The sequence below is a fragment of the Comamonas resistens genome (genome assembly GCF_030064165.1).
Classification (GTDB): Bacteria; Pseudomonadota; Gammaproteobacteria; order Burkholderiales; family Burkholderiaceae_C; genus Comamonas; species Comamonas resistens.
In genome coordinates, this window is record NZ_CP125947.1 from 1,940,058 (window position 1) to 1,961,570 (window position 21,513).

Consider the following 21,513-nt stretch of genomic DNA (forward strand, 5'->3'; position numbering starts at 1 on the left):
CCGGGAAAACCTCTATGACCGCTTTGATGCGCAGCGCCAGCTTGGCGCATTACGCTGATCTGGCCATCAGCGTGGGCCTGCAGCCGCTGGAAATGCTGGCTGCCGTGGGCCTACCGCGCTCCTGCTTTGAGAACACAGAGCTGCGCATTCCTGCCGCTTCTGTCATGCGGCTGATGGAGATGTCGGCCGAGTTATCAGGTGAGCAGGCGTTTGGTCTGCGGCTGTCGGTAACGCGGCGATTGTCCTCGTTTGGTGTGGTGGGCATGCTGGCCCGCGATGAGCCAACACTGCGTCAGGCACTGGATACCCTCGATAGCTATCTGTACCTGCACAACGAAAGCTTGAGCACGCACATTCATGAATCCGCAGGCGTGGCGATAATTGAGCAGGTGTTCATGCCATCGGTGGGGGCAGGGCGGCAGTCCGTAGAGCTTACGCTGGGAGCGCTCTACCACACGCTGTGCCTTGCGCTGGGGCCGGGTTGGAAGCCGCGAAGTGTGAGCTTCATGCATCCGCCCCCGGCCAGCCTGGCTTGGCATCGCAGCATTCTGGGTGGCAATCTGCTGTTCTCGCAGGACTACAACGGTATTGCGCTGTCCTCCGCCAATATGGATGCGCCGCTGCATACTGCGGACCCTGTAATGCGCCAGCAGGTGCGTGCGCTAGTTTGTGACGATCTGGTCAGTGGCAGATTGGGCACATGTGATGAGGTGGAGCTATTGATTACAGCGCTGTTGCCCACGGGACGGTGCAGTGCCGATCAGGTGGCTTTGCATCTGGGGGTAGATCGCCGCACCGTACACCGCAGACTTGCCGTACAAGGTACAAGCTTTGCTCGCATGCTGGAGGCCATACGCCGTGAGCAGGCGCAGCGTTTGATGGCTTATGGGGATCGCAAGCTTTCTGATATTGCACCGCTGCTAGGCTTTTCCAGTCTCAGCGCTTTTTCACGTTGGCGGCACGGACTGAAAGCGGCTTCAGAGAATCAGGAATAATTCTGCCGTACACCTCTGTGCGCTTATGGACTGCCTCCTATGCTCGAAAGATAGACCGGGGTTGTCTACCTGTGTAGGGGCAGTCCGGTTTAGCAAAACGCTGATTTATGCAGCAGCGCCGCGCCAACGCTCGGGTAACTATTGACGTGAGCACGCCCTGGCGCCCTTCTATACTGAAACCATGCCTGATCCAGAGCCCATCTCCGCATCAAGCCCGCCGGCAACTTGGCTGGAGCGCTTGCCCGCCAGCGTGGTTGTGATCCTCGATGGCTGTGTCCACTATGCCAATCAGGCGGCGCTGAAGCTGCTTGGGGCCACCAGTTCGGATCAACTGCTGGGTCGGATTGTGTCGGATTTCGTTCATCCGCTGGATCAGCACCGCGTGTTGGCCCGGCTCCAGTGGACCGAGGGCAGCGAGGGAAGCAATCCGCCCACGGAGTTCCGGGCCTATACCTGCACGGGGCGCCAGGTGGTGCTGGCCATGACCAGCAATCATGTCCCTATCGACGGTCGAGGCGGCTTACTGGCCGCGTTCTTGGACATGACCGAGCGCGTCGCGATGGAGGTGCGGCTGCAGGAGACCGACCAGAACTTCCAGCGCATCATGAACACGATGCAGGATGTCTTCTATCGGACCGACGCCCAGGGCATCACACGCTACGTCTGCCCTGCCGTCAAAAACGTGCTCGGTTACAGTGCCGAAGAGATCATGGGGCGGCCTGCTGCCGATTTCTATCCCGACCAGCGCGAGCGCGAGGCCCTGGTGGCCGCCGTTCGGGGCAATGGCTTTGTGCACGACTTTCCTGGGCGCATGAAGCGCAAGGATGGCCGCATCATTGATATCTCGATTAGTACCAATGCACTGCGCGACGAACAGGGGCAGTACGCAGGCGTCGAGGGCATTTGGCGCGACATCACCCAGCGCAAGGAAATGGAGCGCGAACTGGAGCGCTTGGCGACCCGTGACGATCTGACGGGGCTGGCCAATCGACGTCACATCCTTGATGCCTTGGAGCGGGCCTTCAAACGCCGAGAAGGGCGGCACGACGCGATGCCGTTCTGCGCGCTGATAATGGACCTCGATCACTTCAAGCGTATCAACGACACGTATGGTCATGTGGCGGGGGATGCAGTCTTGCGCGGCGTGGCGCGCATCGTGGAAGCTCTGAGCCGGGCAGGCGACCAGATAGGCCGCTTAGGGGGTGAGGAATTCCTGCTCTTGCTGGAGGGGGCGGACCTCGCAGCCGCCGTGGAGGCTGCCGAACGCATTCGCAGCGCCGTGCAGGCTGCATCGATCGAAGTCGTTCCGGGCCTTCAGGTGAGTCAGACCCTGAGCATAGGTATCTCGTGCTGGATGCATGCAGACGGTCAATCCACTGACATGCTGGAGCGCGCTGATCGGGCGCTGTACCGGGCCAAGGCCCAGGGGCGCAATATGGTATGCAACGGCTAGGGTGTGTTCACAGTTGGCTATCTTCAAAGCGCTGCAAATCCAGCGCCCGCATGCACATCATCCGGCATATTCGCCGCCTATTACTCAAGCGCTGTATGAAACTCTAGTAATGGTCATATTGGATTACCCCTAGTTAGGTGCTGCGAAGTTGCCATTTAGGCGTTGGACTGTGAATGGCTCAGATTCGCTGTGGATTCAACCGATCGACGCAACACACTCGTTGAACATCTCAGCCGGGGTTCTGTACCCCAAGGTCTTCCTGGGACGCTCGTTTAATTTTCTCGCAATCGCATTCAACTCATTCTGCGAGTAGCCAGAGATATCGATTCCTTTGGGCATGTACTGCCGCAGCAACCCGTTGGTGTTTTCGTTCGTTCCGCGCTGCCATGGGTTTTGCGGATCGCAGAAGTAGACCTGGATGTCGGTGGCCACCGTAAATCGCTTGTGCCCAGCCATTTCAGATCCTCGATCCCAAGTCAACGAGCGGTACAGCTCTTGCGGCAAGGTCTGTGCATGCCTGGCCAGCGCTGCAACAACGGTGTATGAGTCTTTGTCCACTAGTTTGACCAGCATCACGTAGCGTGTGCGGCGCTCCACCAGCGTGGCAATCTGGCTGTAGGCATCGCCGAACAAGAGATCACCTTCCCAGTGTCCCGGCACTGCCCGATCCTCGATGCAGGCAGGACGTTCACTGATGGAAACGGCATCAACAATCCGACCATGGTTGGGAGTTTTCTGGGTGTAGTGGCGTGAGCGGCGCATTACCCTGGTACGCCGCAGGTGCGCCAGGAGTTCCTTCTTCAAAGCTCCGCGTGCTTGGACGAAGAGCGTGCGGTAGATGGCTTCGTGAGACACCTGCAACTCCTTGTCGTCCGGGTAAGTTCGTTTGAGCCACCCCGCAATTTGCTCGGGCGACCACTGACTCTGCAATTTAACCGCCACGATCTGCGCCAGTGCGGGATTACAGGCCAACTTACATGTCTTTGGGCGACGCGCTCGTTCCCAAGCGCTCTCATCGGCCTTTGCAGCTCGATAGCAAGTCTTGCCTCCATTGCGTAGAAGTTCACGGCTGACTGTGGATGCAGCGCGTTTCAAGCGGCTGGCAACACAGCGGATGGATTCCCCTGCTGCCAACGCTCTGGAGATTTCTTCTCGCTCAGTTATGGTCAGTGCCAAGCGAGACCGATGCCGAGCTGGTGGCTGGATGCCGCCAGACGCACTCAGGATGGTGTGAATGGAGGTATGCGGGCGATCAAACAGCTTGCCGATCTCGTGCAGGGTATCGCCAGCTTTCCAGCGATCCCACATCAGGGCCTTCTGAGCTTCGGTGTAGTAAATCCGCGGTCTTTGCTTCATGCCAACACTCCTTCCGCCAGAGGCGGTCATTGTGTTGCATTGACCAGTTGAATCCACAGCCTGAAGCAGTCGCTTGCGCGGATGTTTTCAAGCACTGTTTCTGGCCTAATCTTGCTCCTGTCTGAGCAAGGTTGATTGAGTGACCAGGTCTGGGGACTGCTCCCTGTGAAGGCAAGCTATCTGTAGCCAAGGCCTCACTAGGGGGAAAAATTGACGCCTACCTATCAAAGGAGCTCCTGTTGTCTTCGGAGCACTGGCGGATGTTGCAAGCATTTGCTCAGTTCAACGCCAATGAAATGCATGGACGCATGGCACACTATGTCTAGCCTAAGCAGAAACTGTGATGCAAATTCACAAGCATCCATCCGCTGCTCCATGATTTGATATCACCACCAATGATGCGCAGCCATGCAAGCTGGCCCGGGAGTTCGTATGGGCAATGGAAAAGCGAGCCGAATCACACAATGTGCAGAGACAGCGTTTTCAGATCTCGCGTCTCCAATTGTTGACACGGCAATCGAACAAGCCCGGGAAGTTGCCCGGGAGCCTTCCGTTGAAGGATTCCATCAGCTCCGCATCTCCATGCGCATCCTGCTCACTCTTTGGTGGTTCTACCGTCCTTTAACTGACTCAAGAAAATATACGCGGCAGCGAGCCATGCTTAAGTCCATCGCCAGTGCCGCAGGCAAGGCTCGTGATTACGACATTTTGGTTGAGCTGCTGAGACTTCAGGGGAAAAGCTCCTCGGTATCGACTCACGAAATTTCAGCTGCTCGAGACGCTGCTGTGGAGGCAGGAAAAAAAATACTTTCGCCGTCCTCTGTGCAAATGCAGTTGCGGCAAATGCTTTCGCAAACCTCAATGAGCTTGACGTCGAGAAAGCGCCTTCATCAGCTTCGTAACTTTGCTGACACCCGTGTGGCGAAGTCGGAGAAGAAGCTGCGCAAACGAATCGCACAAGCGGTACGAGCGAAGAGGCCAGACCTTGCCGCATTTCACGATGTCAGAAAATTAGGTAAAAAGACTCGCTATTTGCTGGAGCTGCTTGAGCCAGTTCTATCTAGAGGTCATCACAGCACCCTGACGCGTATCAAAAGAACTCTGCAGCCGCTGGGTGACTTAAACGATGTCGTTGTTAGTGAAGGGCTTCTCCGCTGCAACCCATCATTGCTTTCTGGAGCTGATCAGCCGAGAAAGATACGGCATTGGTTTAAAAAGGAACGTGAACGTCGCTTGAATACATCGGCTTATTTGCTGCGAAAGGATTGGAGTTAATTGAGTTTTAGGAGGCTTATGACCTGCTCGGTTTAGTCGAGACAGTTTTTCCTAGAAGACGGCGGGTTGCAGTTTCTGGTGGAATTCGCGTTTGAACTCTGCCGGGGTCAAGTATTGCAGGCTACTGTGCGGACGCACCTCGTTGCAGTGATTGCGCCAGGCTTCTATCAGGACGTCGGCCGCCTCCATCTGGCCGAAGTGTTTGCGCCAAGCGTAGATGGTCGCGTCACTGACTTTGTGTTTCTTCGCTGCCTCGGCGACTGTCGTGCGATCCGCCTCGCGCAGGATCGTGACCATTTGCTCTTCCGTGAATCGACTCTTCTTCATGGGCTCCTCTTCCAATAGGAGCCATCTTCCTGGATATCAATGTCTCTGAGAAACCGGGTAGATTAACGAAAGGTGACGATTTATGCAACAGCGCTGTTCCACTCAAAATTCGTCAAGTGGATTCGGCTGCGTGGAGTTCTCTAAACCGCCTTTTTCAATTGGGCTGTGAGGCGGTTGTCCGGGCACCTACCGAGCTTCTCGGCGCTAGATTTGAAACGCAGATCGCTTTAAGAGAATTTTGATAAAGAAGATCGCAGTACAAGCCTTTAGAGCTCCGAGTTTTTGACACTCTCAAAAACCCTGAGCTCTTACGTGATGGATGTCGCGCACCTGAGTTGATGTGTCACGCTCAATTCGCTGAAAAATCGAGAACACTTGATCGGAACATAGGTTTGTAACGCAGAACGCAATGGGTCGCTTGCAACAGTCCAGTGCGTGCTCAGTGGTTCACATGGAGGGTGAGCAAGCGGTTCTTCAGAGATTCAGCGAAAGGACTAAGCACACGCTCTCGCTTCTGTATCAGGCCTAAAGTCCGCCACAACTGAGGCTCAATGAGTGGCACACCGCAGACCTTAGGATTGCACTCAGGCAGGGCAAGCTGCGGGATGGCTGCCATTCCCAAGCCTGCTTCGACAAGAGCCAGAGCCCCAGTTACGTGATTGCATTCGTACCAAGCCATTGGCTGCTCAGGCAGGCCTGCCATGACTTGGTCCAAAAGCAGTCGATTGCTGCTCTGGTGCGATACGGATACGAGACGCACTCCGGCCAGCTCTGACCACGCTACCTCTGAGCGGCATGCCCAAGCATGACTGCGCAGCATTGCCAACACATATCGCTCGCGCGCCAAAGTCTCGAACTGAATTCCTGGTTCCTGGCTTCCCGTGAAGCTGAGCCCGAAATCGGCTCGCCCCCTAACCACGGCATCCAGGACATGGCTCGCATTCTCGTCAATGACATGAACGTGCACATCCGGGTACTCATCGGCAAAGGTGCGCAATGCATTTGGCAAAAGATGGTTTGCCACTGAAGGAATGCAAGCCACCGTCACCAATCCTCGGCGAGTCAACGCCTGATCGCTGATGCGCTGCGCTGCTGTCTCGAGGCTCTCCAGCGCTACGCGCGCCTCTGTCAGAAATTCCTGACCAATCGCGGTCAACTGGACATGCCTGGTAGTCCGCTCAAGCAGCTTGGCTCCAAGTGCTTCCTCCAGCCGCTCCACCCTGCGACTCAACGCCGGGGCAGACAAACAAAGACGTTCCGCAGCTACACGAAAGCTTGAATTCTCTGCCGTGGCAACAAACGCCTGTAGTTCGGCAATATCGAATTTAATGCGATGCATGCAATAGTTTAATCATATATTGCAATTTACGGAATAGTCCTGGATATTTACCATCGCCGCTTGCACAGAGTTGATAACGACTCGATCAGGAGACAACATGCAACGACGCCCTCTCATACTGGCTGCCGCATTGGCCGCCTGCCTGCCGCTCGCCGGTGCCAATGCCCAGGATTTCCCTCCAAAAAGACCGGTCACCATGGTTGTCGGCTTTGCCGCTGGCGGTTCGGCCGATATCGCGGCACGCATCATTGCCAAGAAGCTTGGCGAAAACATAGGCCAGAGCGTGGTCGTGGATAACAAGCCCGGTGCCGGCGGCAATCTGGCGCATGCCCAGGTTGCCCATGGACCTACCGATGGCTCTGTCTTGCTGTTCGGCTCGATCGGCCCTTTGAGCATCTCGCCTCACTTCATGAAGGTGAGCTACGACCCGCTCAAGGATCTCGCACCAATCACTATGGGCGTGACCTTTCCCAACGTTCTGGTGGTGCCTGCAAGCAAAGGCATCAAAACCCTAGGCGAGTTTGTGGCTGCCGCCAAGCGTGAACCTGGCAAACTGGACTTTGCCTCTACGGGCCCTGGATCAGCAGCCCACTTGGCCGGCGAACTGCTTAACGACATTGCAAAGATCGACACGGTTCACATTCCCTATAAGGGCGGAGCCCCCGCTCTACAGGATGTCCTGGGCGGACGCGTCAGCTCTTTCTATGCAGCACCACCCACAGCGCTGCCGCATATCGAGTCGGGCAAGCTCATTCCGTTGGCGACCACCGGACTGACACGGCCAGCCTACCTGCCCAATGTGCCCACAGTCGCAGAGACCTATCCCGGCTTTAACGCCACTAACTGGTACGCGTTCGTTGCGCCAGGGAAAACACCCAAGCCGCTGCTGGACAGATGGAATGTCGAGCTCGTGAAGGTGTTGAATGCACCTGAGGTGCGAGCAAACCTGCTTAAACACGGCCAAACTGCAGCTCCAACATCACGAGAAGAATTGGCCAAATTCATTTCGACAGAAAATGAGAAATGGAGCCGCATCATCCGCGATCGAAAAATAACGGCGGATTGACTGAAAGGTAAATCCACACGAATCGCCGAAGATCGACAGAAGTCAAGGATGTGCGCATGGTGTGCTCCCGGTAAGTTTATCCGGCATGGGCGAGCAGTGCCTATGGACATGGCGGGCCAAGCTGATGCCGCTGAGCCAGGCGCCTTCCACGGTGCCGTTATGCAGCCAGTCACCGCACATCCCCAAACTGGCAGCCGCGTCCCACCAGGAGCCCATGTTCAGCGGGTTGGCAGTGTCGGCATAGCGCCAGCGGTGGGCCGTCGCCTGCACGCTGGCCGGATCGGGGCCGCCCAGTTTCGCAAAGGCCTTTAACAGGACAGCGGTTACCGAGGCTGCGTCGTCTTCCACATGTGCCTCGCTCCATCTGTCGCTGGCGTGCAACAGCCAGGTTTCGGGGCCGATGCGCCCGGGCTTGCTGCTGTCGCGCGCAATCCAGTGCAGGGGGCTGTGCTCGACCAAGCAGCCGTCCACCGGCAGTGGCACCGGCTGGGCGCAGCGCACCATAACCGACCAGCAGGCGCGCATCCGGGTACTGTTTGACAGAGTGGTGGCTTCAGAAGACACGCCAGCCAGCAACTGCGCGGCCTGCGGTGCGGGCACAGCCAGCAGTAAGGTGTGGTAGCACAGGGACTCGGTGCCGTGCTCGAGGCTGCGCAGCAGCCAGCCATCGCCTATATCGGCCTGCAATGGCTCGATGGTGGATTGCCATTGAAAGCGTACCGGGTTGGGACTATCCGTCATGCAGCGCACCGAATGTGCAGCAGGCGAGGTCATGCGCGGAGTGCCGACAAGGCGCTGCCCGGCGCTGGTTTGAAGCATGAAGCGTTGCCCATCGTAGCTTCCGATGCGGGCGGACCATGAAGCTACAGCCGCGGCTTGTTCCCACGTTGCTACCTGGGCGCGGAAATCCGCATCGTGCGCCGTGAAGTACTGGGCACCATGATCGCACTGCCAGTTCGTATCGCCATCGCTGCTGCGACGCGTGCTCATGCGCCCCGAAGGACCACGGCTTTTGTCAAACATATGCACCTGGTGCCCGGCATGGGCCAAGAACTGTGCACAGCTTAGCCCTGCCGTACCGGCGCCAATGATGGCAATGCGGTGGGCGGCGCTGTCCGCTGTAGGGTGAGAAGTCATCATGTCAATGGAGTGTCTGTCTGAGGTTGACTATCTGTGACTGGCACGAATGAGTCGGTTCACTGCGATGCAAAAGGCTGCGGTGCGAACTTCAAAGTCGTTTGAAAATGCTTGTACCTGGCGGCAATGGGCGCTATTGGGGCACCCGGATTACACGACTGAGATCTACGCCGAAACTTTGAGCCTTTAGCAGCAGCGAATGAAGTTGCTCCTCTGGGATGGACTTCTGGCGCGACAGCAGCCAAAAGTAATCCAGGCTACCGCCAATGACCAGAGAGGTCTGGTATTCGTCGTCTAGGCTGACAACGTTATAGCCGCCGTAAAACGGGCCAAAAAACGAGACTTTCAGTGCCGCTACATTGGACGGTCCTAAAAAGTGGGCTTTCCCCTCGGCTTTGCGCCATTCCTGCTTGCGCGCGTCAAATCCTCGATTCAGCACGGAAATGCTGCCATCCGCGTTGAGCTGATAACGTGCTGCCACTTGGATCAGATTTTTCTCAAAGTGGTGATCAATGCGGGCCAGCTCATACCAAGTTCCAAGATAACGATTGATATCGAAATGGCTCACCGGATCCACCCCACGAGGTACAGATACGGCGCAGCCCGATAAAGCCAGCTGGGTCCCGACAAAGACGGCCGCTAGCGCTGTAGCGCGCATGAAAGAGCTTCTTGAAATATGCATAAAGCGCCTCGATAGTGTGAAGTAAACAGAGACCACGGCAGGCTCTGGTGTACGAGATTCAGGCTGAATGGCAACAGTGCATCGACGTATGCGCACTTGAAGTGCAAACGGCTGCGGGTGAGATCACATTCCGGTGACACGACGTACCGCCGAGAAATACCAGCTATCGGGCAGGCAGCGCATGAGCTTCACCCAGCGCGTGAAGCGACGGGGAAAGTTCATTTCGAAATGCCCCAGCCTCCAGCCGCGCAAGATATGCTGAGCGGCTTCTTCAGGGCTGATGAGAGCCGGCATCTTGAAGCTGTTTTGTGCGGTCAAAGGGGTATCCACAAAACCGGGATTGATGATGGAGACTCCAAGGCCCCGAGGGTGCAGATCCAGATAGAGGTTCTCTGCCAGGTTGTTGAGCGCGGCTTTGGTGGGCCCATAGGCCAGGGACATGGGCAGGCCCCGGTAGCCGGCCACACTGCCGACCAGAGCCAGGTGACCACGCCCGGCCTCCAGCAGCATCGGCATGACAGCGTCCAGCAGTTGCAGAGCGCCGACATAGTTGACCGCCAGATGCTGCTGCATCTCCAGCAGATCGAAAGCTGTCGCGCGTTGCGGTCTGTACCGGCCTGCGCAATACAGCACCAGATCCGGCGCCCCTGCATAAGCTTTCACCGTCGCAGTGGCCTCAGCCATGGTCTCGGGCTGGGTGACATCCAGCGGCAGGACCAGAAAGCCGCTGCGGCCAAGGGTCAAGGAATGCAGGGCAACTGCATCTCTGGCCGATACGATGACCCGAGCGCCTTGCGCATGTAGAGCCTCTGAGGTGGCTCGCCCTATGCCTGAAGAAGCGCCGACTATCCAGGCACATTTCCCTTGCCAGTGGGACAGCGGCGGATTGAGCCTTGCGTGCAGCAGCGACATCGCACTTACTCCTTGATGAAGGACAGAGTCACATCGCCCAGGTGAACACCGAATTTGCTCATGACAGCACGGTTGAGCATGGTCCGCGCATCCATCAGATACATCCAGTCATCCATACTCACGTTCCAGACCTTGCCGTTCACTGGCAGGGCCAGCACATAGTTCCAACGGAAGGCGTTGCCAGCCGTCTGGCCCTGAGCCTGCCCCACCACGTCGTCTGCGTTTCCGATATAGCGGCCATCACCCAGATACTTCAGGTGCCAGATGCGTTGCTGCGTGCTGCCGTCGCTGTAGACAAAGTGCTCGTCGAGCACACCTTCGTCGCCGTTCCATTTGCCTGTCATGCGCACGGTGAAGCGCTTGACCACTTTTCCGGATCTGTCCGTGAACAAGCCGTGAGCGGTCAATGGTCCGTTGAAGTACTGACGCAGATCCAGTTCTGGGCGCTCCTGGGCATATTCCTGCACAGACGGACCCGCGCAGCCGGCCAGCATTCCCATGAACGTCAGTCCTATTGCGGCGCGGCGCCAAGGCAGGAATGAGAAAGTACTTGTCATGGATTTCATTTCAGTCTCCAAGATTGGTGCAGGCGCTCGCCACGCCACAGGCAAGCCCAGGCCATCAGTTTGAACAGGCAGGGAAGGCCTCCATATGCCCATGCCAGTGCCTGCAAGCCGGCAGGGTCGGTCGTGCCGCTGCGGTATCCCATTGCGGCAAGAAGCGGCAGGCACAGTCCAGCTGCCAATGCCAGATTGAGCTTGGCAGCACAGGCCCACCAACCTAGATAGCGTCCCTCTGCAGAGCCTCCTTGGCCAGACTCGTGGATGACGCCGGTCAGTAAAGCCCCAGGCAGCGCCAGATCTGCCCCGAGGGCCAATCCGCTTGTCAGACAGATGATGGTGAAGATCCAGCTGTCGCCGGCCCCGAGCCAGGGGGTGATGGAAAATGCGATCACGCTCGCCAGCATGCCGGCGCGCCAACTGGGCGCCAGCCCCCAGCGCGAGACAGCCTTCACCCACAGTGGCAATCCCGCAGCGGCGGCACCGAAATAGCACACTAGAAGTAGTGGCCGCAGATCCGGCGCCTGCAAGCGATCCATTACGAAGAACGGCAGCAGTGTGGCGGGTATTGCTGCTGCCACGCCATTGAGCATGAATACAGATAGCAGTCTGCGAAAACTTGCGTCCGCCCATGGTGAGGGCTTAGCAGGCTTGGTGTGCAGTTGCACGGTGGACGCCGGTATCGCACTGGACCGTCGCAGGCTATGCAGCCCCAGCAAGCTCAGGGCAAGCGCCATCATGAGCACCATGCTGGTTGCATCAAAACCCAGCCAGGTGGGCAGCACGCTGGCTAGGAGTACGCCAGCGAGAGTGGAACCTTCGCGCCAAGCGGTCACGCGCGCGCGCCAATCAGGCTCACCTCCCCAGCGCGTGCCCCAGGCCTGGTGCAAGATGCTCACGGCGCTATAGGCCAGAGTGCAGAGCAGCAGGCTGGCAGCCAGCCAGCCCAGCAGACTGGCTTGGCTGGCGTTTGGAGGATGCCACAGCGCAGCGAAGCCCAATGCCATGAGCACGCTGCTGAGCACCGCGGCCAGCCATGCGGTACGCAGCCCGCTTTGCAGCAGGCGATCGGCCATGCGTCCCAGGGCTGGGTCGAGCACCGCGTCCAGAGCGCGGGTGGCAAGCAGTACAGCCCCCAGGCCAGCCAAGGGCACCCCGGCGACCGCTGCATAGTGATGAGGCAGGTTGACATACAGCGGCAGCGACACGAATGCCAGCGGCACGCCGAGACCTCCATAAGCGAGCCCCACACGCCAGGGCAGCGGCTTGGATGGAACTGAGCTGTGGGAGGGCATGGTCTTTGTCTCCTCAGCGCTTGCCCAGCAGTGCAGCGCGTAGGCCAGGCGCCGAAGTCTGATCAGACAGCCAGATACCAAAAAACAGGCGCGCGTACTCTGCATCCTGCAGGCGTGCGGTTTCGCGTCCATTGTGGAAAAAGCTCACATCGCCGGCTCCGTCAGTCACGCCCAGCAGTCGATCCTGCGCAGCGACATCAGGAAAGGCCTTCTTCATCATCATCAGCCATTGGCGTGCCTGTGCTTCGGAGAAGCTGCCCACGCGCCGCATCTCGGCCACCGATCGCTCGGCGATGGCCTCACCCTCCAGCTTGCGGTCATAGACCAGCTCCAACGCGAACGGCTGGCGTGCATAGTCCGCCGGCTCGAAGTCCGCCTGCGCCCAGAGACGGGCTTCGTAGACCCGCAGACCAAAAAAGCGCAGCACGCCGCTTCCAATCAGGCGCGCCGAGGGCAGGGTGGAGCGCAGCTCCGCAGGGGCGGCAGGCGTAGCTGCCAAGAGGTTGTGGGTCATTAGAGTCATAGTGGGAGCAAGAAGGCTGGCGCTCCAGACCAGGGCTTGGCGCCGTCGAATGTCATGCATGGTCAGGCCTGCGCAAAGTGAACTGGACCACATCGGTGTTGCCCGTATCAAAGGCCGCTTCGCAATAGGCCAGGTAAAACCTCCAAATGCGCACAAAGCGCTCATCAAAGCCCAGGCTTCGCACCTCATCAAGGCGCTGCTCAAAGGCGTGACGCCAGCGTCTGAGCGTTTCGGCATAGTCCTTGCCAAAGCGCATCTTCTTTTTCACCGTCAGGCCGGCGCGTTGGGCCTCTTGCTCGAAGGCCGTAACGCTGGGTAACAGACCGCCCGGGAAAATGAACTGCTGGATGAAGTCGGTGGAGTGCAGATAGCGCGCAAACAGGTCTTCGCGCAGGGTGATGGATTGCAGGCAAGCGTAGCCGCCGGGCTTGAGGCAGTCGCGTAGCACCTGGAAATAGGTACGCCAGTATTCATGCCCGACTGCCTCGAACATCTCGATGGACACAATCGCGTCAAAGGGCTGCGCCGCATATTCAGCCGCCAGATCCCGGTAATCCTGGTAACGCAGGTCGACCTGTGCCTGCAAGCCTGCTTGTGTGATGCGCTGCATGCCCCACTGCAGTTGCTCGCGCGACAAGGTGACGCCGGTGACCTGTGCGCCAAACTCGGTGGCCGCCGTCTCTGCCAGGGCCCCCCAGCCACAGCCGATTTCCAGCAGGCGCTGACCAGGCTGCAGTCCTGTTTCGTTCAACGCACGTCTTATTTTTGTGCGCTGTGCATGTTCCAGGTCGGCCGCTTGCAAGGGCGCACCGCTGAGCCCTTCGAACCAGGCAGAGCTGTAGCTCATGGTCGGATCCAGCCACATCCGATAAAAGTCGTTACCCAAGTCATAGTGGGCATGAATGTTTTTTGCGCTCCCCGCCCGCGTGTTGCGGCGAAGCAGGTGGCGCAGCCTGAATCCCAGGCGGCCCCACCAGTGGCCGTACACCAACTGCTCCAGGTGGTCGCGATTGCTGATGCAAAGTCGCAATAGCGCACTGAGGTCATGGCTGTCCCATTGGCCCTCTATATAGCCCTCGGCCAGTCCAATATCGCCCGAGCTCAGGATTCGGTCCAAAGCTTCCCAGTGCTGAACTGCACAGCGTGCGTCTGCTTCCGCTGCGATCTGCTTCGGGAAATGGCGCACTCGTCCATCAGGCAATTGCAAATCCAGTTGGCCGTGCGGCAAATGCTCCAACAGTTTCATGACGCGACTGGCGCTGCGTGGTAGGGAGCGCGCTGAACCGGCGGACTTGTTCAGTAGGGGGGCAGTGGTCGTGTTCATCGTGTTACAAAGCGCTTGGGCGCAGGTGGTTTGCGATGGAAAGGAAGCCGCTTTGCCCACAGGCGCAGTGCCTGCCAGTGGATGTGGAAGATGACTCCGAGTGTCATCAGCGGCGTGCCGAAGAAAGCCTGGCGCACTGTGGAAGTGTTCAAGCGATGCAGTGTCCCTTCGACGCCCGTGCGCAGCAGCGGCCCTGTCTCGTCGTAGAGATCCACGAGCGCCAGATTGGTGCTTTCACTGCGTTTGAAGCGGAAGCGATACTCTCCCTGGGTCTCGCAAAATGGTGAGACATGAAAGCACTTGTGCGCCACATGCTCGCAATCCCAGGCGAGCTGAGGTCCTGCGAGAAGATAGGCATGACGCTCACCAAAGGTGTTGTTGACCTCGGCCAGGATTGCTGCCAGCGAGCCATCTGCTCGGTGTGCGTACCAGAAACTCACCGGCTTGAAGGCATAGCCCAGCACGCGGGGAAAGGTATGCAGCCAGATTTCTCCATCTGCATCCCGGATACCTTCATCCTGCAACAGCTTTTCGAACCAGGCCAAAGAGTCGCAGCTGCCGTCGCCATGATCGCTGTCATGAAAGCTGAGCCAGCCGCGCCGATTGCGCCGCAGCACTGCAACCGGATGCTCACGCAGGCTTCGCATGGGAAGCAGCAGAAAATATCCGGGGTAACGGAATGCATGCTCGACTGGCCGAAGCCGGCGATGCCAGATATGGCCAAAGCCAATCAGAGGAGGAACGCTCATAGAGCTTCCTCCAAGATGGCCCCTGGGAGCACTGGTTGCTGTGTGTGGCTCAGAGAGTGGAGCACTCCATCGGCAGCTTCGAGACCTGAGCGTAAGCCATCTTCATGAAACCCATAGCCACACCAAGCGCCACAAAACCAAGTATTGCGCCTACCTTGTAACTCACCAACACGCTGTTGTGCAAAGATCGCAGCCTGGTCGAAAACAGGGTGGCTGTACTGAATACGCGCATGAACTTTGTTCTCTGCGACTGGTCGAGTTGGATTCAGTGAAACCAGTACGGGTTGCTGCCAAGGCAGGGGCTGTAAACGGTTGATCAGATAGTGCAGACAGACACCGGCATTCTCTGCGCTGAGAGAGGGTGCACGTTCGTAGTTCCAGGCCGCCCAGGCTGCCTGGCGTTGGGGCAGCACGGCTGTATCGGTATGCAGAACTGCTTCATTGGGCTGGTATCGAATTCCACCTAGCACTGCACGCTCCAACGGTGTCGCATCTTGACCCAGCAAACGCAACGCCTGGTCACTGTGACAGGCCAAAACAACCGCATCAAAATGCTCCGACCCATGGGGCATCTGCAGCATGACCCCATGCGTATCGCGCTTCAAACTCAGCACTGGGGTGTCCAATCTGGTTTCATGCCGACCACCCTGCTTAATTCGGGCAATCATGCGACGCACGTATTGCTGAGAACCGCCGCGCACGGTGTACCACTGAGGCCGGTGGGTGACCTGGATCAGTCCATGGTTGTGGCAAAAGCGAATCAAGGTGGCGATGGGAAAGCGCAGCATCTGATCCGTAGGGCAGGACCAGATGCATCCAATCATGGGCAGCAGATAGTCGCTGCGAAACGCTTTACCGAAGCCATGCTGGTCCAGAAAATCCTCTATTGACGCATTGAGCTGTGCCTCGATCTGGCGTTCTGCGATATCTGTGGTCAGGCGGTTGAAGCGCAAGATCTCGAGCAGCATGCCGATAAAGCGGGGACGCAGCAGATTTCTGCGTTGAGCGAAAACTCCTCCTAAGGAGCTGCCGCTCCACTCTAGTCCGCACCTGCCATTGACGCTGGGAACTTGAACTGAAAAAGACATCTCGGAAGGTGCCGTTTCCACATTGAGTTCACTAAACAGCTGCGTGAGCATGGGGTAGGTACGATGATTGAATACTAGGAATCCTGTATCTACGCCATGGCTTACATCATCAAGGCAGAGCTCTAACGTGTTGGCATGTCCGCCGAAATGGCTGGTCGCTTCGATTAAGCAAACGCCGTGCGATGCTTGGGAGGTAGCCAGACGAAAGGCGGCGGCCAGACCGGATATACCCGAACCGATAACAGCTATGCGAGGCATGAAAGCTCCTTGAAGTATTGGGTGAATACTCAAAAAAACCAAAGAGATCAAATCTTGAACTGCTCAGTTCAGATTATAAACCTTAAATTTCAAATTTGCACTACCTGGTGTGCAAGATGATCTTGTGCGTCCTAGAATGTTGGTCATGAACGCTCGGTCAACAATCAAAGAACAAATTCAACGTGTACGGGAAGAGGCTGTCGTGGCGGCGGTGAACCGCCTTTTGGCGACTAAGGGCTACGACGCGATGACGGTGGATGAGGTCGCTGCGGAAGCAGGAGTCGCCAAGGCCAGTCTGTACAAGTTGTTTACTTCCAAAGAAGAGCTAGCCGGCGCAGCGATGGTCGGCGTGCTAGATCGTGCTTTGAGTTTTGTGGATGGCTTGCGCCGAGAGGCCGAGCAGGTAGCCGAATCCGGTCAGAGCACTCCTGCGCTGGATCAGCTCAAAGCGGTCGTGCGGTGGGCTATGCAAACGCAACTGGAAGGACAAATGCCCTCACTTCCGGCCCAAAATTCGAGTCTCAGCGCATCATTGCAATCGAACGACGAGTACATGGATCGACTCATTGCGTTGAGCAATAGGCTCAGTACGTGGATTACCGAAGCCCAGACAGGTGGTCATTTGCAGTTGCGACTACCCGCTGAACTAGTGCTCTACACTCTGTTCGCGCGCGCCTGCGATCCGGTCGTGGCTTTGCTCAAGGAGTCGGGCCAATACACGCATGACCAGATCATCGACTGGGTTACAAGCACGACTTTCGATGGTTTGGCCGCGAGATAGCGCTGCTCTCTCTTTACTTTAGGGTTCGGAAGATTCGGACGATATTGATGGTGGGAAAGCCATCTCTTGCCACCGTGGCAAAAATCGCCTCTAACGCCAATTGCTAGGATGCAGAGTCATTCGTGTGTACTGACTTTGCAGGCGCCGATACCCTACGGCGCAACCAGCGCATCAAGACCCCAAGCAACGGCAATTTCTCGTACAACTCTTCTGCGGTGTCCCAGTAATCACGGTGGTGTGTTACGCGGCCTTCGCAATCGAAGCAAACAGAAGAAGCGCCGCGAATGCACTGCTCAACCTCGGATCGCCAGTGACCCAGCCGAAAACGGAACTCCCATTCCAGAAATGCGTGATGGCCTTGCACCAGAGTCTGGGTAACTACAAAGTGTGGCTCCTGCAACGAGGAAAACATGTGTTCAAAAATGCTGGCGATCGCTGCCACCCCACGAACTTCGTTGAAGGGATCTTTGAAGTAGGCATCCGCCGCATAGTACGCGTCAAGCCGTTGTAGATGTTCTCCTGTCAGCCCTTCGTAGAACTCGACAAGCCTTTGAACAGCAACCCGACTGTCGTGGTTGCACGAAAATTTGTCCACATTCATTGACTACCACCTGATGCTAAGCGCGTTATTAGGACAAGGTGAGCATAAAACACAGGCTTAAGAAGCAGGCTTAAATTGCAACTCCCAAATAATAGTCGTCGCTCTGGTATAGCTAGGAGACTTTACTTGTGCTCTACCGGGACTCATTTAGTGAGATAGCCCCCTAGGGATCCTCTGCACGAATCCACGCCTGATGTGCTTGCAAGGGCCTGAAGCCCAGACAATACAGACATGAAGCAAAGCAGCCTGGGCCTGAGCAACACCGTCAAGCGCACCCGCAAGCGCGAATTCCTGGACGCCATGGAGCTGGTGGTTCCTTGGGCTGAACTGGTAGCGCTGATAGCGCCCTACGCCCCCGAGAGTGGGCGGCGGGGTCAGCAGCCCTTTGCGGTGCAGACGCTGCTGCGCATCCACTTCATGCAGCAGTGGTTCAAGCTCAGCGACCCTGCAATGGAAGAAGCGCTGCATGATGTGCCTGCGTTTCGTGACTTCGCAGGTCTGTCTCGTTGGGACGAACACATCCCCAGCGAGTCGAGCATCCTGCGCTTCAGGCACCTGCTGGAACGCCACAAGCTGGCCGAACAAATCCTGGCCACGGTCAACGCACTGCTGCAAGCCAAGGGCTTGCAGTTGAAGGCGGGCACCGTGGTGGATGCCACGCTGATTGCGGCCCCCAGTTCCACCAAGAACCAAAGTGGCGAGCGTGACCCCGAGATGCACCAGAGCAAGAAGGGCAACCAGTGGTACTTTGGCATGAAGGCCCACATCGGGGTGGATGCCGACTCGGGCCTGGTGCACACAGTGCGGGGCACGGCTGGCAACGTCAGCGACATCGTCGAAGCCAACAGCCTGCTGCACGGGCAGGAGACAGATGCCTTTGGTGATGCGGGCTACCAAGGGGCGGACAAGCGCCCCGATGCCAGGCAAGCCGTGTGCTGGCACGTGGCCATGCGCCCAGGCCTGCGCCGGGCGCTGGACAAAGACAAGCCTCTTGATGATCTGATCGACCAGCTGGAGCGCACCAAGGCGCGCATCCGGGCCAAGGTGGAACACCCCTTCAGGGTGCTCAAGCAGCAGTTTGGATATGTGAAGGTGCGCTACCGTGGTTTGAAGAAAAACACGGCGCAGATCGTGACGCTGTTTGCCCTGTCCAACCTGTGGATGGCCAGGCACAAGCTGAAAGCCATGGCACAGGTGCGCGTGCAAGGGGCGTAATGCCCACGAAATCGGGGAATTGCATCCCCCTGGAGGCGCCTGGACAACGTTTGGGCGCCTTGCTGAGGCAGGCTTTATCTCACGGACGGGCGTAGCTCACTTCCAAGTAATTCGTGCAGACCTTCCCTAGGCTGGTGTCGACGAAACCGGCAGCAGCCCACGCTGAGCGTTTAGCTTGATCGGCGGCTCCACGACTCCGCCCTCAGGATCAGTCACTCGATCGCTTGGTTCGCCGTCCACCCAAACGGTGGCGCTCCGAAAGACTCGAGTCGACCAATAGAACCATTCCGTTGAGCAGCATGGTCTCCGAAACTCCGACGCTCAACGACCAAGAATCAACGCTGTCCTTGTCCGAACACTACGCCCGCCTTGGTTAGGCGATATCGCCGGCAACTATCTACGCCGCTAAACTTTCAATGGGCGTCGCGGCAAGTGTGCAAGTGTTCGCCTCTTGTCGTTACCGGCATTGCGAGTCTGCGTACGACGATGCCACTGGACATAGATTGAACTAAAGGGATTCAGGTGGACTTGCGGGATTTGAAGTACTTTGAAGTCATTGCTGAACTTGAGCACATGGGCAGAGCTGCCGAGCGCTTGCACAAGACTCAACCAGCTCTTACGAGTTGCGTTCGACGTCTGGAGGATGCGTGCGGGGCCACGCTGTTAGAAAAGGCCGGCCGAGGAATTCGGTTGACTACAGCGGGGCATACGCTATTGAAGTGGGCTCAACGGACTCGGTTCGACATCGAGAGCGCTCACCGCGAAATTGGAGACATTGGTCAGGGAGTATCGGGTCACGTCAAACTCGGAATTGTCCCTACTGCGGCGCAGTTTCTATTGCCGCCCGCAGCACGGGACTTGCTTGCAGAAGCACCTGGCGTGACGATACAAACAACGGTCGCACTTGGCGATGTCCTTGCCCCGCTGCTGCGCAGCGGAGACATTGATCTTCTTGTCGGTACAGATGCCCCCAGCGAACCAGGACTCACTTCGCGTTTGTTGGCTGAAGACCAGCTTGTTGTGGCCGCGATTTCGAGTCATGAGTTGTTCTCGAGGCCTCGGGTAACACTGAGTGACCTCACAGACTACAAATGGGTATTGCAGCCGCAAGGAGCACCTATCCGCGATTGGCTGGACCAAACGTTCGACCGACACCATCTGCCACGCCCGATCGTCCAGGTAGAAAGCACGATGTTGCTGATGCTGCCCACGCTCATTGCTGAAACAGGCTTGCTGAGCTTCATCTCCCGATTGCATCTCCAGGAAGGCAGTTCTGGCGCAGGGCTGCGTGAAGTAAAGGTACGGGGTGCAACTATGCGCCGTCGGATGGTCGTCACTTACCGAGACAGCGGTTATGTTTCCCCGGCGGCTCAGCGACTGATTGCCTTGTTGGCCAAGCACGCCAGACTGCCGGTCGCCCAATAGGCAAAGTTAAATTTATCGGTTTGAAAAAAAGTTCGATTGGACGAATAGGAGAGTGAAGCGAATACTTGAGTCTCATAGAGGTGCGACTTTGACGCATCCGATCTTTAGGAGACATCAAGATGAATTCGTTCCGCAGCGTTCGCGCTTTTGGGGCCGCCGTAATCGGCGTCGGCCTGCTCGCTAGCCTCACCCCTGCCATCTCTTCCGCCGAGACGTACCCGGCACGCTCAATCAAGATCATCGTTCCATTTCCAGCCGGTGGTGGTCCCGACATGATTGCACGGGAAGTCGCGACGACCGTCACGAGTCAGCAAGGCTGGACCATCATCATCGATAACAAGCCTGGTTCGGGCGGAAACATCGGGATGGATGCGGCTGCCAAGGCGGCACCCGACGGATATACGCTGGTGATGGGGCAGACGTCGAACATGGCCATCAACCCATCACTCTACGCCAAGCTGCCCTACAACCCGCAAAAAGACCTTGCCCCAGTCGGATTGGTTGCAAGTGCCCCCTTGGTCATTGCAGTTGCAAGCAACTCGCCCTACAAGACACTTTCTGACTTGATGAATGCAGCCAAGGCGGATCCTGAAGGCATTAACTACGCGAGCTCAGGAAGCGGAACAGTTGCTCATTTGGCGACCGAGCAGCTCCAGCGCATTGCCAATGTCAAGTTGACACACGTTCCTTACAAAGGGGCTGCACAGGGCGCGACGGACCTGATTGGTGGACAGATTCAGATGTACATCTCGTCGGTTGTGACGCTCAGCGGCCACATCAAGAACGGAAAAATGCGAGCGCTTGCCGTGACGTCTGCCAAGCGTTCCGCCGACCTGCCTAACGTTCCTACCGTCGCGGAATCAGGCTTCAAGGGATTTGAGGCAGTGACTTGGTTCGGCCTCGCTGCGCCGGCTGGCGTGTCCAAGGACAAATTGAGCAAGCTCAACGCTGCATTCAACAAGGCGCTCGAGACCCCTGACGTAAGAAAACGACTCACGGAGCAAGGCGCAGATGTTCTGGGTGGAACCCCTGAGCAGTTCGCTAGCTTGGTACGCGACGAAACAGGCCGCTGGGCCAAGGTCGTCAAAGAGTCCGGCGCGAAGGCCAACTGATTCCCTCCTTTTTCCTCCGGTAATGGCTACGCATCTGCCG

At 57.5% G+C, this 21,513-nt stretch carries 21 protein-coding genes; 8 read left to right on the forward strand and 13 right to left on the reverse strand.

The features are described 5' to 3' along the window. Positions 1-14 precede the first annotated feature (14 nt). Entirely contained in the window at positions 15-995 is a 981-nt protein-coding gene (locus QMY55_RS09135) for an AraC family transcriptional regulator (protein ID WP_283488303.1), read from the forward strand. Between the two features lie 181 nt (positions 996-1,176). Then, complete coding sequence (locus QMY55_RS09140; RefSeq protein ID WP_283488304.1) at positions 1,177-2,448, forward strand: sensor domain-containing diguanylate cyclase; 1,272 nt, start codon at positions 1,177-1,179, stop codon at positions 2,446-2,448. Between the two features lie 195 nt (positions 2,449-2,643). On the opposite strand, the gene QMY55_RS09145 is transcribed toward QMY55_RS09140, so the two are convergent. Further along, complete coding sequence (locus QMY55_RS09145) at positions 2,644-3,804, reverse strand: IS30 family transposase (RefSeq protein ID WP_283488305.1); 1,161 nt, start codon at positions 3,802-3,804, stop codon at positions 2,644-2,646. A gap of 432 nt (positions 3,805-4,236) precedes the next feature. On the opposite strand from QMY55_RS09145, the gene QMY55_RS09150 reads away from it, so the two are divergent. Further along, positions 4,237-5,079: a CHAD domain-containing protein gene (locus tag QMY55_RS09150; RefSeq protein WP_283488306.1), complete on the forward strand. Its 843-nt coding sequence runs from the start codon at positions 4,237-4,239 to the stop codon at positions 5,077-5,079. A 51-nt stretch (positions 5,080-5,130) separates the two neighbouring features. On the opposite strand, the gene QMY55_RS09155 is transcribed toward QMY55_RS09150, so the two are convergent. Further along, entirely contained in the window at positions 5,131-5,406 is a 276-nt protein-coding gene (locus tag QMY55_RS09155) for a transposase (RefSeq protein ID WP_283488307.1), read from the reverse strand. A gap of 439 nt (positions 5,407-5,845) precedes the next feature. Next, positions 5,846-6,745, reverse strand: a complete 900-nt coding sequence (locus QMY55_RS09160; protein WP_283488308.1) for a LysR family transcriptional regulator — start codon at positions 6,743-6,745, stop codon at positions 5,846-5,848. Between the two features lie 97 nt (positions 6,746-6,842). Here QMY55_RS09160 and QMY55_RS09165 point away from each other — a divergent pair, with 97 nt between their 5' ends. Continuing rightward, the gene (locus QMY55_RS09165; protein ID WP_283488309.1) at positions 6,843-7,811 is read left to right on the forward strand and encodes a Bug family tripartite tricarboxylate transporter substrate binding protein; all 969 of its coding nucleotides are present in this window, start codon (positions 6,843-6,845) and stop codon (positions 7,809-7,811) included. Between the two features lie 42 nt (positions 7,812-7,853). Here QMY55_RS09165 and QMY55_RS09170 read toward each other — a convergent pair whose 3' ends face one another. The 9 genes from QMY55_RS09170 to QMY55_RS09210 form a co-directional block, all read right to left on the reverse strand. Beyond that, positions 7,854-8,951, reverse strand: a complete 1,098-nt coding sequence (locus QMY55_RS09170) for an NAD(P)/FAD-dependent oxidoreductase (protein ID WP_283488310.1) — start codon at positions 8,949-8,951, stop codon at positions 7,854-7,856. A 130-nt stretch (positions 8,952-9,081) separates the two neighbouring features. Next, complete coding sequence (locus QMY55_RS09175; RefSeq protein ID WP_256631278.1) at positions 9,082-9,525, reverse strand: lipocalin family protein; 444 nt, start codon at positions 9,523-9,525, stop codon at positions 9,082-9,084. A 228-nt stretch (positions 9,526-9,753) separates the two neighbouring features. Then, positions 9,754-10,542 (reverse strand): SDR family NAD(P)-dependent oxidoreductase, encoded by a 789-nt coding sequence (locus tag QMY55_RS09180; RefSeq protein WP_087082766.1) that lies wholly within the window; start codon positions 10,540-10,542, stop codon positions 9,754-9,756. A gap of 5 nt (positions 10,543-10,547) precedes the next feature. Then, positions 10,548-11,108 (reverse strand): DUF3833 domain-containing protein, encoded by a 561-nt coding sequence (locus tag QMY55_RS09185; RefSeq protein ID WP_202788456.1) that lies wholly within the window; start codon positions 11,106-11,108, stop codon positions 10,548-10,550. Continuing rightward, entirely contained in the window at positions 11,105-12,397 is a 1,293-nt protein-coding gene (locus QMY55_RS09190; protein WP_283488311.1) for an MFS transporter, read from the reverse strand. Before QMY55_RS09190 ends, QMY55_RS09185 begins: the two co-directional genes overlap by 4 nt. Before the next feature lie 13 nt (positions 12,398-12,410). After that, positions 12,411-12,980 carry a chalcone isomerase family protein gene (locus QMY55_RS09195; RefSeq protein ID WP_172415207.1) on the reverse strand — a complete coding sequence of 190 codons (570 nt, stop codon included), beginning with the start codon at positions 12,978-12,980 and terminating at the stop codon, positions 12,411-12,413. Then, positions 12,973-14,244: an SAM-dependent methyltransferase gene (locus tag QMY55_RS09200; RefSeq protein WP_283488312.1), complete on the reverse strand. Its 1,272-nt coding sequence runs from the start codon at positions 14,242-14,244 to the stop codon at positions 12,973-12,975. The genes QMY55_RS09195 and QMY55_RS09200 overlap by 8 nt, the downstream gene beginning before the upstream one ends. Next, positions 14,241-14,993: a DUF1365 domain-containing protein gene (locus tag QMY55_RS09205; RefSeq protein WP_283488313.1), complete on the reverse strand. Its 753-nt coding sequence runs from the start codon at positions 14,991-14,993 to the stop codon at positions 14,241-14,243. The genes QMY55_RS09200 and QMY55_RS09205 overlap by 4 nt, the downstream gene beginning before the upstream one ends. Further along, positions 14,990-16,339, reverse strand: a complete 1,350-nt coding sequence (locus QMY55_RS09210) for an NAD(P)/FAD-dependent oxidoreductase (protein WP_283488912.1) — start codon at positions 16,337-16,339, stop codon at positions 14,990-14,992. Before QMY55_RS09210 ends, QMY55_RS09205 begins: the two co-directional genes overlap by 4 nt. A 145-nt stretch (positions 16,340-16,484) precedes the next feature. Between QMY55_RS09210 and QMY55_RS09215 the strand changes: the two genes are divergently transcribed. Then, the gene (locus QMY55_RS09215) at positions 16,485-17,120 is read left to right on the forward strand and encodes a TetR/AcrR family transcriptional regulator (RefSeq protein ID WP_034359656.1); all 636 of its coding nucleotides are present in this window, start codon (positions 16,485-16,487) and stop codon (positions 17,118-17,120) included. A 103-nt stretch (positions 17,121-17,223) separates the two neighbouring features. On the opposite strand, the gene QMY55_RS09220 is transcribed toward QMY55_RS09215, so the two are convergent. Beyond that, positions 17,224-17,721: a nuclear transport factor 2 family protein gene (locus tag QMY55_RS09220; RefSeq protein ID WP_283488314.1), complete on the reverse strand. Its 498-nt coding sequence runs from the start codon at positions 17,719-17,721 to the stop codon at positions 17,224-17,226. 231 nt (positions 17,722-17,952) lie between these two features. Between QMY55_RS09220 and QMY55_RS09225 the strand changes: the two genes are divergently transcribed. The 3 genes from QMY55_RS09225 (at position 17,953) to QMY55_RS09235 (ending at position 21,473) form a co-directional block, all read left to right on the forward strand. Next, positions 17,953-18,936: an IS5 family transposase gene (locus QMY55_RS09225; RefSeq protein WP_283484992.1), complete on the forward strand. Its 984-nt coding sequence runs from the start codon at positions 17,953-17,955 to the stop codon at positions 18,934-18,936. A gap of 537 nt (positions 18,937-19,473) precedes the next feature. Further along, on the forward strand, positions 19,474-20,361 hold the full coding sequence (locus QMY55_RS09230) for a LysR family transcriptional regulator (RefSeq protein WP_238585768.1): 888 nt from the start codon (positions 19,474-19,476) through the stop codon (positions 20,359-20,361). A 119-nt stretch (positions 20,362-20,480) separates the two neighbouring features. Next, positions 20,481-21,473: a Bug family tripartite tricarboxylate transporter substrate binding protein gene (locus tag QMY55_RS09235; RefSeq protein WP_283488315.1), complete on the forward strand. Its 993-nt coding sequence runs from the start codon at positions 20,481-20,483 to the stop codon at positions 21,471-21,473. Positions 21,474-21,513 lie beyond the last annotated feature (40 nt).

What these genes read in the sequence shown, in the direction of transcription:
- QMY55_RS09145 (WP_283488305.1), bottom strand. Translation starts at nt 3,804, where the DNA reads ATGAAGCAAAGACCGCGGATTTACTACACCGAAGCTCAGAAGGCCCTG.
- QMY55_RS09185 (WP_202788456.1), bottom strand. Translation starts at nt 11,108, where the DNA reads ATGAAATCCATGACAAGTACTTTCTCATTCCTGCCTTGGCGCCGCGCC.
- QMY55_RS09150 (WP_283488306.1), top strand. Translation starts at nt 4,237, where the DNA reads ATGGGCAATGGAAAAGCGAGCCGAATCACACAATGTGCAGAGACAGCG.
- QMY55_RS09140 (WP_283488304.1), top strand. Translation starts at nt 1,177, where the DNA reads ATGCCTGATCCAGAGCCCATCTCCGCATCAAGCCCGCCGGCAACTTGG.
- QMY55_RS09155 (WP_283488307.1), bottom strand. Translation starts at nt 5,406, where the DNA reads ATGAAGAAGAGTCGATTCACGGAAGAGCAAATGGTCACGATCCTGCGC.
- QMY55_RS09200 (WP_283488312.1), bottom strand. Translation starts at nt 14,244, where the DNA reads ATGAACACGACCACTGCCCCCCTACTGAACAAGTCCGCCGGTTCAGCG.
- QMY55_RS09205 (WP_283488313.1), bottom strand. Translation starts at nt 14,993, where the DNA reads ATGAGCGTTCCTCCTCTGATTGGCTTTGGCCATATCTGGCATCGCCGG.
- QMY55_RS09195 (WP_172415207.1), bottom strand. Translation starts at nt 12,980, where the DNA reads ATGCATGACATTCGACGGCGCCAAGCCCTGGTCTGGAGCGCCAGCCTT.
- QMY55_RS09180 (WP_087082766.1), bottom strand. Translation starts at nt 10,542, where the DNA reads ATGTCGCTGCTGCACGCAAGGCTCAATCCGCCGCTGTCCCACTGGCAA.
- QMY55_RS09160 (WP_283488308.1), bottom strand. Translation starts at nt 6,745, where the DNA reads ATGCATCGCATTAAATTCGATATTGCCGAACTACAGGCGTTTGTTGCC.
- QMY55_RS09170 (WP_283488310.1), bottom strand. Translation starts at nt 8,951, where the DNA reads ATGATGACTTCTCACCCTACAGCGGACAGCGCCGCCCACCGCATTGCC.
- QMY55_RS09235 (WP_283488315.1), top strand. Translation starts at nt 20,481, where the DNA reads ATGAATTCGTTCCGCAGCGTTCGCGCTTTTGGGGCCGCCGTAATCGGC.
- QMY55_RS09190 (WP_283488311.1), bottom strand. Translation starts at nt 12,397, where the DNA reads ATGCCCTCCCACAGCTCAGTTCCATCCAAGCCGCTGCCCTGGCGTGTG.
- QMY55_RS09220 (WP_283488314.1), bottom strand. Translation starts at nt 17,721, where the DNA reads ATGAATGTGGACAAATTTTCGTGCAACCACGACAGTCGGGTTGCTGTT.
- QMY55_RS09135 (WP_283488303.1), top strand. Translation starts at nt 15, where the DNA reads ATGACCGCTTTGATGCGCAGCGCCAGCTTGGCGCATTACGCTGATCTG.
- QMY55_RS09225 (WP_283484992.1), top strand. Translation starts at nt 17,953, where the DNA reads ATGAAGCAAAGCAGCCTGGGCCTGAGCAACACCGTCAAGCGCACCCGC.
- QMY55_RS09210 (WP_283488912.1), bottom strand. Translation starts at nt 16,339, where the DNA reads ATGCCTCGCATAGCTGTTATCGGTTCGGGTATATCCGGTCTGGCCGCC.
- QMY55_RS09215 (WP_034359656.1), top strand. Translation starts at nt 16,485, where the DNA reads ATGAACGCTCGGTCAACAATCAAAGAACAAATTCAACGTGTACGGGAA.
- QMY55_RS09165 (WP_283488309.1), top strand. Translation starts at nt 6,843, where the DNA reads ATGCAACGACGCCCTCTCATACTGGCTGCCGCATTGGCCGCCTGCCTG.